The organism is Gabonibacter massiliensis, assembly GCA_001487125.1.
GTDB classification, from domain to species: Bacteria; Bacteroidota; Bacteroidia; order Bacteroidales; family Marinifilaceae; genus Gabonibacter; species Gabonibacter massiliensis.
The window spans coordinates 104341-118753 of the sequence record LN913013.1 but is presented as its reverse complement, the minus strand read 5'-3'; the positions used below and the strand labels follow the sequence as shown (position 1 = coordinate 118753).

Sequence of the window (14413 nt, the reverse complement as noted above, 5' to 3'; positions counted from 1 at the left end):
CGCAAAGGTGACTTTGGATGTTCAAAAATAAAAAAATATACATAGAAACAAAAGATTATATATTATTAAAACGACCTATACTCTAAGATAATAAATCCATTATCTGAAATCAGATGTACAAATTCTACCCGGCAAATAATAATCTACCCCCTATCTTATTCCATTATTTATTTAATTTTTCAGTTTGGTTTTTATTTTTTAATTTTAGTCCTTACTTTTGAAATCGTTCGAAGTACGCGTGTAGTATAATAAAAGTTATATTCCAAATATATTAAAACAAAATGAAACCAAACAAAAATGCTTACGGAACGGGGATTTTTATTATCGGTATCCTCTTTTTTATTTTCGGATTCGTTACCTGGCTAAACGCAACCCTGATTCCTTATTTAAATATAGCATGTGAACTAACGGAGGAGTGGCAAGGTTATCTTGTAACCTTCGCCTTCTATATTGCCTACTTCGTCATGGCATTACCTTCCTCCTGGGTTTTAAAGAAGACCGGATACAAGAACGGTATGATGTTAGGGCTTCTGATTATGGCTTTCGGAGCTTTAGCCTTTATTCCCGCCGCTTTAACCCGGACCTACGGGTTATTCCTGTTAGGATTATTTATCATGGGAACTGGCTTATCCATACTTCAAACAGCTTCTAATCCTTATGTCATAGAATTGGGTCCGCCGGAAAGTGCCGCACAAAGAGTCAGTATCATGGGGATCTGCAATAAAGTAGCGGGAGCTATCAGTCCATTGATTTTAGGTTCCATCATGTTAAAAAATATCGATCAACTGGAAGATAGCCTACAACACATGACAGTCATCGAACGAGCTGCTGCCTTAGATATTTTAGCCTCTAAGGCGATCATTCCATACATTATTATCATGATCTCTTTTGTCATTTTAGGGTTATTTGTCAAATTCTCCCCCCTTCCTTATATCGACGACCCCGAAGGTGATTGTGATTCCCTGTTACCGGAAGACAAATGTACGATTTTTTCATTTCCTCATTTATGGATCGGCGTATTAGCCCTCTTCCTATATGTAGGGGTAGAGGTAATTGCAGTGGATTCCATCATTCGTTACGGGACGGCTCAAGGCATGTCCATGGATGTTGCCCGGGTATTTCCGACCTATTCCATGTTGGCCATGATTGTAGGTTATATTATCGGCATCATCTGTATTCCTAAATACATCAGTCAAGAAAAAGCCCTCTCCTATTGCGCTGTATTAGGACTGATTTTAGGTTGCGGGGTTATTTTCTTGCCTCTGGAGATTTCAATCTGGTGTCTCTCTTTATTAAGTCTGGCAAATTCCCTCATGTGGCCGGCCATTTTCCCGTTAGCCATATATGGGTTAGGACGACATACCAAAACAGGATCGGCCTTATTGATTATGGCCATCGCGGGAGGAGCTCTACTCCCCATGCTCTATGGCTCTTTAACAAGCATTTATGGCTACCAGCAAGCTTACTGGCTCGTCATTCCCTGCTACGCGGTAATTCTCTATTTTGCTCTTATAGGATACAGAATAGGACGGGTTACAACTATTCAATGGAGTGATTCTGTAATTAAATGATTACGTGATCAAAATTAAAAAGACAGACGATCGTAGCAGGTTAAAAATCCAAAAATTCAACGTTCGATTTACAATTTCAAAATCTACATTTTAAAATCAAATCATCTTTTCAACCATAAAAAACCGGAGTTTCAATCCTGTAAATCGATGAAACTCCGGTAATCTTTAAAATTTATATTCTATCTATTATCTGCCTCTTCTTCTAATCCATATGAATATAGCTATGAAAAGTAAAATAGCAGGCAATACTCCCATAAATCCAATCTTCGTAATATACATTCCGGTCTCACCTACATAAACCTTGTCATCAGTCAAACGGGGACGACGAACATCAATAGGCACTTCTTCATCGGATAACCAGAAGAAAGCTCCTTGTATGATCGAATAGTTGGATGCAGGAATATCCTTCCGGCTCCGGCTGAATTCACCGTTACTTACACAGTCAGCGTCTCCGAAGATCATGATTTTTTGCTCTTTCTCTCCCACTTTCCGCGACAACGCCAATCCGGTCACGAACGTTTTCTGGATCTCTCCGGTAGAAGGGTCGAAACGGGCCGTGTCATCCACGAAGTTTGTCGTCTGCAACTCGTTCCAACAATTGATGGTGTCGCTCACGAACAACGGAGTAACCTCGAAACCTTTATCTGTCGTGTAATCCAATCCGGTAGCACTCGGCATCGTAATCACCAATTCTCTACGTCTCATAGTATTATAGATATAAGAGAAATCGGCTGCCTCTTTAGTCGGTCGGGCTACGATCAGATCTGCTTGGAAATTCTCCGTCGGACGAACAAGAACACCCGGCATAAACTGAACACCAAACTGTTCGATCACAGGATTCATGATTTCCTGACGTTTCGGTTCTCCCACGATAAACAAGTTTCCGCCTCGGGCAATATAATTATCCAAATTCGCTTGTTCTTCAGCCGTTAACGGTTGACGCATCTCGGCAATCACAAGAATATTCACATCCTCCGGAATCGTTTTGTCCAACGTTACATTCTCAAAATCGAATCCCTGGTTAATCAATGAATAGCGGAAAGGTTTATCCTGCGTGAAACTACTGTAATCCCGGTCTCCCTGACGTTCCGTGTTACGTTCTCCATGTCCGGTTAAGAACCCAACTTTCGGTAATTTCATCACTAAACGTTTGAAAGCTGCAGAGATCTCCGTCTCTCCCGGGAAAACCATCATGTCATCGAACACCCGCAAGAAGGTCTTTTGACCGTTCTCTCTCTCCAACAAACGAACGAAACGATTCATTTCCGGCTTCAGGTCGATCTGTTCGCGAATCTGTTCCGGTTTCAATATTTTATTCGAATCCAATTTGATGATCTCGATCGTCTTTTTTACCATTTCCTCGAAGGTCATATCGGGATATCTCTTTTCGAGACTCTTCATATCCTTTATCGAATCATAGTAATAAACATATTTCATCGTGATATCCGGTTTGAAACGAACATATTGTTTAAAACGTTCCAAATCCCAATTCCGACTGGAAGGAGAACCATACCAATAAAAACGATCCATAATATTCACGTAGGTCGTGATCGTCAATTTACCGTCCATGCGGGCAACGATATCCTGGCTATTTTGCGTCAACGTATTATGTTTCGTACGCGTCGCATCGTAAAAAGACATCAACGACGGACGAGAAGAGAGGTAACCGATAAACAGCGCCACCGCCCAAACTCCAACGTATTTGCCCCAGTTTACCATCCAAGAACTCTTCTGTCTGCGAGCTTGTAAACGAATCACAGCCATAGACAGGAACAAAAGGATTACGATCAAAAAGTAAATGACATCTTCCGAGCAGATCAAACCGTCAACAAATTCTCCGGCTCGACCGTCTATGGCCAACCAGAAGGTCAAATCCCGGACAAAATCGATCTCCTGCCACAATCCCTTCACGTAAGATAAGGCCGCAAGAACCGCTAAAGTTCCTACAGCGGCAACGATCTGGTAAGAGGTCAGGCTCGACATGAACAAACCGATCGCCGCATAAGCGCAGATCAGTAAGTATAATCCCAATAAGCCGGAAAGGATATAGGGAATATCGATATTTTTGGCGGCACAAATTGCATATATAGCATAAAGCATCAAAACTCCGATCAAAACGAGAGCGTACACCATCATCGAGGCGTATTTCCCGAGAATGATCTGCCAGTTCGTCACCGGCGAGGAGTATAGTAATTTAATTGAACCGCTACCGAACTCCCGGCTCATCAAGCTCATCGTCAACAAAGGGATGTAAAGGTAAAGGTAAGATTGAACGGTTACAAACAAACCTCTCCAACCGTCAAAAAGCCCCCCGGTAACATTGTAGTTTCCGTAGCCTAAAGAATTGGAGCGTACCATCCCTCCCATTAAATCGGAGAAGGCCATGCTGCATTGAAAGGTAAAAATGATCAGGATCAACCACGCGATCGGGGAATAGAACAGAGTTTGCAACTCCGTCTTCGCTATCTTGAATATTGTCTTCATTGTAAACGTGTTTTAAAATTATTTCTTTGATAATTCGGCAAAAACGGCATCCAAGGAACTCTTCTCCTGGTAAACCTCCGTCAATCTCCATCCTCGGGAAACACTCGTCTCAACGAGTCGCTCAGTAACCTCCTGGAAATCCGTGTATTGAAGACGATACTTCATCCCTCCCAGCTCTTCCACTCCACTCACGCCAGGAATAGAACGCAACTCCTCTACCGGCGGGGCGGCGACCAGCGTCACTACCAACGTGTTCGGGATGATGTAATTATCGAACTCGTCCACCGTTCCGGCGAAAACAAGGTTACCCTGCTCGATCATACGGATGTAGTCGCAAGTCGCCTGAACTTCTGACAAGATATGCGTCGACAACACAACGGTGCGATCCTCCGCGATCTCCTTGATCAGGTGACGGATCTCCACGATCTGGTTCGGGTCCAGACCGTTCGTCGGCTCGTCCAAAACCACGAACTCGGGGTTGTGGATGATGGCCTGCGCTATACCCACGCGCTGTTGATAACCGCCAGAGAGGTTACGGATCAAACGCTTGCTGAAATGACTGATCCCGCACTTGCCCATAACCGCCTTCACGGCGTTCGATATCTCGCTGTCCGGAACGTGACGCAAGCCCGCGCAATACTCCAGGTACTCCGTCACCGTCAAATCCGGGTGCAAGGGCGGCGTCTGGGGCAAAAAGCCGATATGGCGTTTCGCCTCTACAGGGTTCTCCCGGATACTCACTCCCTTGATATAAACGTTTCCTTCCGTCGGACGCAAGACACCGCACATGATATTCATCGTGGTCGACTTGCCCGCGCCGTTGGAACCCAACAGGCCATAAATACCGTTCTTGGTGATCTCGAAATTGATATCCCGGATCGCCCACTGGATCGTGTAACGATGAGACAAATTTTCTACTTTTACAATTGATTCTTCCATACAATAGATTTACTTATAATTGTGATTAAAATGCATCCGTTTCAACATAACAACTTATCGAAAGTATATTTTCCCTGTATCTGTTTTGCTCAAAATAACTTCTATAATAGGTAAACCTATTTTTTTCAGAAACTGGTACAAAGAGATACGACAGGATACCCCTGCTATCTTCTTTACATAAGTTTAATAAACAATTTTAGATTCCCACTGATTTTGTCACTCTCTTTTTGCCTTACAAACACTCTTTGCATACAAAAACCAGCTCTCGGTAGCTGTAGAAGAAAAAACTTGTTTACAATTCTCATGATTATTGTTTTTACACAAATACTACATCCGGCTAACAAAAATAAATAAATAATTTTTTATTTTAATACACTCGATAGTGAAAAATATAAAAAAATTTTACATGCACATCTCCAATATTTTATCACCGGACCGGTAAAATAGAGTATAAAATCCTATTTATCCGTTTCCATATCATGCTCAATCCTTATTGAATCGACGATTCGACCCAAAAAACGAGAGGGATCGTTCGTCTCCAAACGATCCCTCTTTAGATCAACATTACAAGTCAATACGGCTAATTACACACTACAAAATTTCCCCTCGGTTTATTTAAAAATTCTAACCATATTGTCCAAAAATCATCGCCGTCTCCCGCCGGGTAAGCCCGCAAGGAAACGAGCGATGAGTAAAAATCACCACGCAACTACTATCGCCCTCTTCTCCGTATCCATATAAATATGGCTATGAAAATTAAAATAGCAGACAGTACTCCCATGAACATGATCTTCGTGATGTACATACCGGTCTCGCTCGGGTAAACTTTATTGTCCGGTGGTGTCGGACGACGTACATCGATAGGCACTTCCTCGTTCGATAACCAGAAGAAGGCCCCTTGTATAATCGAGTAGTTAGAAGCCCTGATATCTTTTCGAGATATTCTCAATTCGCCATTACTGATACAATCGGCATCGCCAAATATCATGACGCGTTGCTCCTTACCCCCTATCTTCCGCGATAAAGCCAAGGCCGTCACGAACGTTTTCTGCATCTCCCCACTCGACGGGTTGAAACGGGCCGTGTCATCAACGAAATTAGTCGTCTGCAACTCGTTCCAGCAATCGATCGTGTCGCTCACGAACAACGGGGTTACATCGAAACCCTTGTCCGTCACGTAATCCAAACCCGAACAACCGGGCATCGTTGCCACGTACTCCCGGCGCCTCATCGTGTTATAGATATAAGAGAAGTCCGCTGCCTCGCGCGTCGGACGCGCAACGATCAAATCCGACTGGAAATTCTCCGTCGGGCGAACAAGAATTCCAGGTACAAACTGAACGCCGAATTGCTCTATCAACGGGTTCATGACATCCCGACGCCTGGGTTCCCCGGCGATCAGCAAGTTTCCCCCCCGGGCGATGTACTTGTCCAGGTTCACTTGCTCGGCTGCCGTCAACGGTTGACGCATCTCGGCGATAACCAGAATGTTCACGTCTGCAGGTACCTCCTTGTCGAGCGTCACGCTCTCGAAATCGAAGCCCTGGTTGATCAACGAGTAACGGAAAGGCTTGTCTCGCGTGAACATGCTGTAATCGCGATCCCCTTCCCGTTCCGTGTTACGCTCCCCGTGACCCGTCAAAAAGCCTACCTTCGGCAACTTCATCACGATACGTTTGAAAGCGGCCGAGATCTCCGTCTCCCCGGGGAAGATCATCATGTCATCGAACACCCGCAAGAAGGTCTTTTGACCGTTCTCCCTCTCCAACAAACGAACGAAACGATTGTACTCCCCGGACAAATCAATTTGTGCACGAATCTGTTCGGGCTTCAATACCTTCGTTGTGTCCAATCCGGTGGATTCAAGCGTCCTCTTCACCATCTGGTCGAAGGTCATGTTCGGGTACCTCTTTTCCAGGTTCTTCATGTTTTTTACCGAATCGTAATAATAAACATATTTCATCGTGATATCCGGTTTAAAACGGAGATACTGACGGAAACGACGCAAATCGTAACTTTTTTGCGAGGGCATACCGATCCAATAGTAATCATCCATGACATTCACGTAGGTCGTGATCGTCAACTTCCCGTCCATGCGGGCAACGATATCCTGACTGTTCGGGGTCAACGTGTTCTGTTTCGTACGCGTTACATCATAAAACGACATTAAAGACGGACGTGAAGAGAGGTAACCGACAAGCATGGCAATAAACCATACCACGGCGTATTTACCGATATTTACGGCCCACGAACTCTTCTGTCTGCGGGATTGCAAGCGAATGACGGTCATGAACAGGAACAAGCCGATCACGATCAGGAAATAGATCACGTCCTCGGAGCAGATCAAACCGTTAACGAATTCTCCGGCTCGACCGGAAATCGCCAGCCAGAACGTGATATCGCGAACGAAATCGATCTCCTGCCACAATCCCTTCACGTAACTTAAGGCCGCAAGGATCGCCAAAGTACCCACGGCGGCAACGATCTGGTAAGAGGTCAGGCTCGACATGAACAAACCGATCGCCGCGTAAGCGCAAATCAAAAGGTACAAGCCCAACATACCCGAAAGAATAAGAGGAATATCGGCATCTTTTACCGCGAAAGCCGTGTAAATCCCGAAAATTGCCAACACGCCCATCAGAACGAGAGCGTACACCATCATAGAGGCGTATTTCCCGAGAATGATCTGCCAGTTCGTCACCGGCGAGGAGTATAGTAATTTAATTGAACCGCTACCGAACTCCCGGCTCATCAAGCTCATCGTCAACAAAGGGATGTAAAGGTAAAGGTAAGATTGAACGGCCGTGAACAGACCCCTCCAGCCTGCGTATAAACCCATGGTAGCGTTATAGTTCCCGTATCCCAACGATTCCCGACGTACCAAGCCGCTCATCAGGTCGGAGAAAGCCATGCTGCATTGAAAGGTAAAGATGATCAGGATCAACCACGCGATCGGCGAGTAGAACAACGTTTGTAATTCCGTCTTCGCTATTTTGTATATTGTCTTCATTGTAAACGTGTTTTAAAATTACTTCTTTGATAACTCCGCGAATATCGCGTCAAGAGAGCTCTTCTCCTGGTAAACCTCCGTCAATCTCCATCCCCGGGAGACACTCGTCTCAACGAGTCGCTCAGTAACCTCCTGGAAATCCGTGTATTGAAGACGATACTTCATCCCTCCCAGCTCTTCCACTCCACTCACGCCAGGGATAGAACGCAACTCCTCTACCGGCGGGGCGGCAACCAGCGTCACTACCAACGTGTTCGGGATGATGTAATTATCGAACTCGTCCACCGTTCCGGCGAAAACAAGGTTACCCTGCTCGATCATACGGATGTAGTCGCAAGTCGCCTGAACTTCTGACAAGATATGCGTCGACAACACAACGGTGCGATCCTCCGCGATCTCCTTGATCAGGTGACGGATCTCCACGATCTGGTTCGGGTCCAAACCGTTCGTCGGCTCGTCCAAAACCACGAACTCGGGGTTGTGGATGATGGCCTGCGCTATACCCACGCGCTGTTGATAACCGCCAGAGAGGTTACGGATCAAACGCTTGCTGAAATGACTGATCCCGCACTTGCCCATAACCGCCTTCACGGCGTTCGATATCTCGCTGTCCGGAACGTGACGCAAGCCCGCGCAATACTCCAGGTACTCCGTCACCGTCAAATCCGGGTGCAAGGGCGGCGTCTGGGGCAAAAAGCCGATATGGCGTTTCGCCTCTACAGGGTTCTCCCGGATACTCACTCCCTTGATGTAAACATCACCTTCCGTCGGTCTCAACACGCCACACATGATATTCATCGTGGTCGACTTGCCCGCGCCGTTGGAGCCGAGCAACCCGTAAATACCGTTCCGGGTAATCTCGAAATTGATATCCCGGATCGCCCACTGGATCGTGTAACGATGAGATAGATTTTCAATTTTTACAATCGATTCTTCCATACAATAGATTTACTTTATATTAGTGATTAATATTTTATTATCTTTTATAAATCAACACTTTAAAACGTCAATTATTATTTCTTATCCAACATCTTCCGTATCTTGTACAACATGTACTCGTAATGCAATTTCGTATCACCGGAACTTTTCTGAACGGCAGTTTTCAACAAATCCTGAACTTTAAACAACATGTTGAAATAATGATCCACCGGGATATAATCACTCGGCATAACCACGTTCATGTTCGGGTAAAAACCGCTTTGTTCCTCAACGGCCTTTCCGTCGACACGCACCTGATTGCGGTACTCGTCCATTAACCGGTTTGCCGTTTTCATGTCTATAACGGGGAATACCGCTTTATATGAATCCACCAAACCTTTTTTGGGAACGAAATTCCCGGCATTGGTCGCTACCGTCGAGGAGGCGACAACGCTTCCCAAGAACTCCCGTTGCAAGGCCATCTCGTGCTTCTCTAACGGACGGTTTTTTATCGTGCCTTCCCAAACCGCTTTATAGATATCGTCGACATACTCCTCCACGGGATAACCGCTACCTTTTTCGGCTCCCAACGCCACGTACTTCAAACGGAAGGTCAACGTACCGAAAATAAAACCACGGATACGGTCGATATAAGAGTTGCCGATCTCGAGTTGTCGCAGGACGGCCTCGTTCTCCAACCAGGAAAGATCTTTCGCCAGGTCGACCATCGCTTTCAAAGTAGCTTTCTGCGTGGTTTTCGGAACCGCGGTGTAACTCGTCAGATCTTCATCGTCAAACGCCTCGCGTTGATAAAAACCGCCAAGGTTTATCGAAAGGTCGTTTACCCGTTTTTGTAATTGCCCGTATAACATGTTATACAAGATCGCGCGCTGGCGTTGATCAACGTCTCCTTCAGCGTACCATTCATAAAAATGACGAACGGAGAGTTTCAAATTATTAACGGCGTATTCGAGGGCCTTTAAATGATCGTCTCCCAAATCCCCGGCGAACGTCGTCGGGTCGTAATAGTAATAAGGCATTTTACCGAAACGACAATTGGGGTTGTCCCGGCCTTCCTTGATCCAACGGTCTAAGGTTTCAAATTCATCCTCCGGACGGGAAGCGTTAGCGATAGGACGGTACAACCAATTGATCACGTAATAGTCGTAATCGCCCAAACCTTTCGGAGTCATACGAACGCCTTTCTCCACATCTCCCGGTTGGGCGATGTAATTACAAGGCACATCATCCATGATCGAGGGACTCAAACCGTGTTCCCGCGTGAATGAAGGGGAACGCAAAGAGTCTACCGGATAAGCACTCGAGGCCCCAGCGTTGTAGACTAAACCCAAGTTAATACCCGTTTCACGCATGACATTCGCCCGGATAAGCTCCCCGATCTGTTCGTCGGAAAGCTGTTTCCGTCTCACTCCCGGGTCGGAAGCCATCGTCGTCACCTTGCGATCAAGTTGTAAACCGGAGGCCAACCCGTCATAAAGGTAAAGAGACGCCTGCAATATCTCTCCCGTACGAGGGTCGATCGTCATGGAACTTTGCATGTCCATCCATAGCGGGGCGTAACGGACCGTCGAATAACCGATGTTGTTGGCATTAAAATCCGGATCGTTCCTCGGGAAATCGACCACGCGTATCGCATTTTTGAATCCTATCTTCTCAAAAGCCGCATTCCAAGCCTCGATACCCTCTTTCACGGGTTTCTTCCAGGCCGGGGGCATCAACGTGTCCATGTAAAAAACGATCGGTTTCAGAGGTTCGACCAATTCTCCTCGCTGGTAAGCCACGCTATCGCTCGGCTCTAAACGCCAGCGTTTCGTGAAATACGTTCTTTCAAGGGGCTTTCGACCATCCGGAAACTGGGACACGCTTGTGAAAGAAACTCCCAAGCGGGGATCCGCCAAGCGGGGTTTCATCGGCTCCTCCGGTAACAATAACAACATCTTGTTAGTCGTAACGGAAACCTTAACATCGGCCGGTAACATCTTGAATGCACCGAACAAGTACATGTTTTCGATAAAACCCAACTCGCAAGTCACCGAGATATTATCTTTATAAGACCTGACCTCTTTCAAGAAAGAGGTCTCTTTCTTGTACTCGTGAACACGGGCGATATAACCGTAAAAAGAGTTAGCCGAGTAAGCGGCAAAAGGGGTCGTGTAAGGAGAGTATTCCATGAAAAGAGGGGTCATGTCAACCACGATAGCGCTACTATCCGGCGTGTAAGCCGCAACTTTGAAAGAAGCGTAAACGCCACCCGCATTGGACCGCTCTATCGCCTCGTCCAGGTTCTGGTCTCCGCCACGGTTCAAGGGCTTATCCAGGAGAGAAATCCGCGCCTGTAACGTCGAGTCCAAAAGAACGAAACGGAAGGGAAGCGAGTACCCCCCGAATTGACCGACGACTCCCTCTCCGTTATCGCTGATATCTTCGATAGAAGAGACCAGTAACATCTCTTTTCCCAGCAGATTCAGCGGATACTCGACGAGGACTTTGTCACCCACCTTGTGGATCGTCATCACCCCCCGGGAAGTTTGCACTTTTTTACCTTGAAAAAGTTGCCGGTAAGGGGTCAACGTTTCTCCCCTCTCCACTCTCTTCTTTTTCCGCGCCCAAGATTCCTGGCAAAAAAATCCCAGCAAAAAAGAAGTGATCAATATATATAGTATTCCTTTCATACGTGACATCATGAATTATTTCAACGCCTGTTCCAGTTTATAAAGTAGTAAACGGTAATGTTGACGGGTATCGGCAGAACCGGTATTGGATTTCGATTTAACCAGGGACTGTATCTTTTTCAACATGTCGAAATAGAGGTGATCAAGAGGCTCAACTACCGTATTCGAATTGACATTCACCCAGTAACCGAAACCCTGACGCTCTAAATGTTCCAAGCTCGTACCCCGTTCAAGTGCAGGCACCTCCTTGCAAGCCTCGACACGCGGAAAGTCCGAATACATGCCCATCCACTCCGTAGATAACATCCCGTATTTTTCACGGTGAAACGTCTTCACCACTTCCGGGACATCCACGAGCCCGCTACCGGAAACGATCGAGAACGGGTCACCCGAGATTCCTTTCTTCGCCACGTCCGAGAACAACATGATATTGGCAAGCAATTTCATCTGGAGTTTCTTCTCCGACACCGAAAGGGTCTTACCCTGTCTGGTCGGTTTGAAAACGAACTCTTGAACGTCATTTAAAAATTCCCGGGGGGTGTAAGTATCCTTATTTTCATCTTTCACCGCCGTTAAAGTGACACTCCCCAACCGGCTCATCACCGCTCCGAAGATTTTGTCTTCCAGTTCGGACGAGATTTCGCTCCGCAACGGCCATTTAGATTGCAACTCTTTAGCGTCAAGCCAATCAAGATCACCGATCTGGCTCAACAAAAAGTGAAACGCACGGCGTTGTTTCTCTCTCGGAACCACGGAATAACTGGGGCGGGAATCTCCGTCATAACGCTCGTTCAAGTAAATACCGCCGATATTCAATAAAACGTGGTTCACGTACCGAACGTACTGGTAAATAATCTCGTTGTACATGTTCTCCCGGAACGCCAGGTCGGGATCGTCTTTTCCTACCCAGGCACTCATGTTCGAGAGCACGTGTTTCAAGTTTTTCACGCCGTAGGTCGCCGACTTTATAGCGTCGTCTCCCAAATCTTCCTCGATTGAGCTCGGGTCAAAACGTGAATATATCTGTTGTTTGCCGTAACGATAAACGGGATCGCCAGATTTCTCGCTGATCCACCGGTTCAATGTCGGAACTTCATCTCGAGCGCTCTTGACATCCAATAGAGGAGTGTATAACCAGGCGATAGCGTACAAGTCGTACAAGCCCAGGTTGGGGGGAGTCAATTTTACCCCTCTCTCTTTATCGCCAGGTTGGGCCACGTAGTTGTTACGGGCGTAATCCATGATCGAGTACGTAGTTCCATGTTTTTGGGTGAAAGAGGGTGAACGCAACGAGTCCGTCGGGATCGAGGAAGAACCCGCCATATTGTGCATCAAGGCCAGGCAGTGCCCCACCTCGTGCGCCACCACGTAACGGATACAATTACCAAGGGTCTCCTCGTCAAAAGCGACCTTACGCACGTCCGGATCTGCCGGCGCCGTTTGCAGGAAACGCCAGTTCGTGACCAACTCTACCATGTTATGGTAAAGGTAAACGGAAGCGTTCAATATCTCTCCCGTGCGAGGGTCCGTCCAAGAGGGGCCCATGGCATTAGCGATCCAGGAAGGGGAGTACCTCACGCAAGAATACTTCAGGTTATCGGGATCGAACTCCGGATCGTCCGTCGGGAAGTCCCTCGCGATTATGGCGTTTTTAAAGCCTATCTTCTCGAAGGCAGCCTGCCACTCCTCCACTCCGGCTTTGATGTATTTTTTCCAACTCTCGGGAAAGGCGTTATCAACATACCAGACGATAGGTTTTTTAGGCTCTACCAGCTGCCCCGAACGATAGGCCGATTCGTCCGAAGGTTCCAGACGCCAGCGAGTCGCATAATAAAGGGCCTCGACTCCTTTATTGTCGTGACTGAAAGAGGATACCCCCTGGTAAAAAATACCGATACGGGGATCAGCCAGGCGGGGACGCATCGGCTCGTCAGGTAAAAGGATAAAACTGCGGGTCAATACCGACGTGAAAGGTAACTTGTAAATGTAGTAATACCGACCGTCGCGAACATTTACCTCGTAACTTAAAGAGGACTGCACGCTCGCATTATCAGAGAAAGACTTCACCTTCCCCAGCTGGGATTTATCCTTTTTAAACTCTTTGACGATCCAACGACCGTTTCCGAGGATCGGTGCGTATGGAGAAAACGGGGTCAACTCCTCGTTATCGCTGATAAAGAAATCGGTCACGTCGATTACCACCGCCGTGCTGTCCGGAGTGTAAGCGAGGATCCCGGTGTTGTATAACGTGGCAGGTCGTGTGCTTGCCTTAACGCGTTCTTTCAAGTTTTCCACTTCCGTGGTGTACATCGTGTTCACTTTACATAAGCTCACGAGAGAATCTCTTCTCGTGAATACAACGTGCAAGGGGTCCGTCGGTTTCTCTCCCACGCTACCGAACCAGTTGCTTGTCGTCTCCGATATGGTTGAACCCAGCAGCATTTCACGGTCCAATAAAGTCAACGGGATCTCGAAATAAACCTTACCATCCATCTTGTGTATGGTGAAAAGACCTCTTGCCGTTTCACAGGCTTTCCCTTTAAACAATTTATCGTAAGCAGTTTCGCTCTTCGGCTGAAGCTTGTCCTTTTTCTTTTGCTTTGCAAAGGCAAGCTGTCCGCTTCCGAATAAAGCAAACACGATAAAGAAAATCACAACTCTTTTTTTCATTACCAATTCTTTTCAATTTTACAAATACAATATAACATTCCCATTCCACAACAGTTACCAAACCGTTATGGTTCTATAAATCAATTAAATATTCAGGAAAGAAGGTATTCCAAAAGATACTTTTGGAA

Annotated in this window: 7 protein-coding genes; 1 reads left to right on the top strand and 6 read right to left on the bottom strand. The window is 46.5% G+C overall.

The features are described 5' to 3' along the window. The first annotated feature begins 281 nt into the window (after positions 1-281). A complete protein-coding gene (locus BN3283_RS04720) occupies positions 282-1571 on the top strand; it encodes a sugar MFS transporter (protein ID WP_059025832.1) in 1290 nt (429 codons plus the stop codon). A gap of 186 nt (positions 1572-1757) precedes the next feature. On the opposite strand, the gene BN3283_RS04715 is transcribed toward BN3283_RS04720, so the two are convergent. From BN3283_RS04715 to BN3283_RS04690, 6 genes are all read right to left on the bottom strand, one after another. Continuing rightward, positions 1758-4055, bottom strand: coding sequence for a Gldg family protein (locus BN3283_RS04715; protein ID WP_041505002.1), 2298 nt, complete (start codon positions 4053-4055; stop codon positions 1758-1760). Positions 4056-4073: 18 nt separating this feature from the next. Next, entirely contained in the window at positions 4074-4994 is a 921-nt protein-coding gene (locus tag BN3283_RS04710) for an ABC transporter ATP-binding protein (RefSeq protein WP_059025831.1), read from the bottom strand. Between the two features lie 712 nt (positions 4995-5706). Next, positions 5707-8004, bottom strand: coding sequence for a Gldg family protein (locus BN3283_RS04705; RefSeq protein ID WP_059025830.1), 2298 nt, complete (start codon positions 8002-8004; stop codon positions 5707-5709). 18 nt (positions 8005-8022) lie between these two features. Beyond that, the gene (locus BN3283_RS04700; protein WP_059025829.1) at positions 8023-8943 is read right to left on the bottom strand and encodes an ABC transporter ATP-binding protein; all 921 of its coding nucleotides are present in this window, start codon (positions 8941-8943) and stop codon (positions 8023-8025) included. Between the two features lie 74 nt (positions 8944-9017). Then, complete coding sequence (locus tag BN3283_RS04695; RefSeq protein ID WP_286137521.1) at positions 9018-11615, bottom strand: zinc-dependent metalloprotease; 2598 nt, start codon at positions 11613-11615, stop codon at positions 9018-9020. Between the two features lie 15 nt (positions 11616-11630). Further along, a complete protein-coding gene (locus BN3283_RS04690) occupies positions 11631-14285 on the bottom strand; it encodes a zinc-dependent metalloprotease (RefSeq protein WP_059025827.1) in 2655 nt (884 codons plus the stop codon). Between the last annotated feature and the right edge of the window lie 128 nt (positions 14286-14413).

Bases quoted from the DNA above. Each gene is read 5' to 3' on its own strand.
- BN3283_RS04710 (WP_059025831.1), bottom strand. From the start codon at position 4,994: ATGGAAGAATCAATTGTAAAAGTAGAAAATTTGTCTCATCGTTACACG.
- BN3283_RS04705 (WP_059025830.1), bottom strand. From the start codon at position 8,004: ATGAAGACAATATACAAAATAGCGAAGACGGAATTACAAACGTTGTTC.
- BN3283_RS04690 (WP_059025827.1), bottom strand. From the start codon at position 14,285: ATGAAAAAAAGAGTTGTGATTTTCTTTATCGTGTTTGCTTTATTCGGA.
- BN3283_RS04720 (WP_059025832.1), top strand. From the start codon at position 282: ATGAAACCAAACAAAAATGCTTACGGAACGGGGATTTTTATTATCGGT.
- BN3283_RS04700 (WP_059025829.1), bottom strand. From the start codon at position 8,943: ATGGAAGAATCGATTGTAAAAATTGAAAATCTATCTCATCGTTACACG.
- BN3283_RS04715 (WP_041505002.1), bottom strand. From the start codon at position 4,055: ATGAAGACAATATTCAAGATAGCGAAGACGGAGTTGCAAACTCTGTTC.
- BN3283_RS04695 (WP_286137521.1), bottom strand. From the start codon at position 11,615: ATGAAAGGAATACTATATATATTGATCACTTCTTTTTTGCTGGGATTT.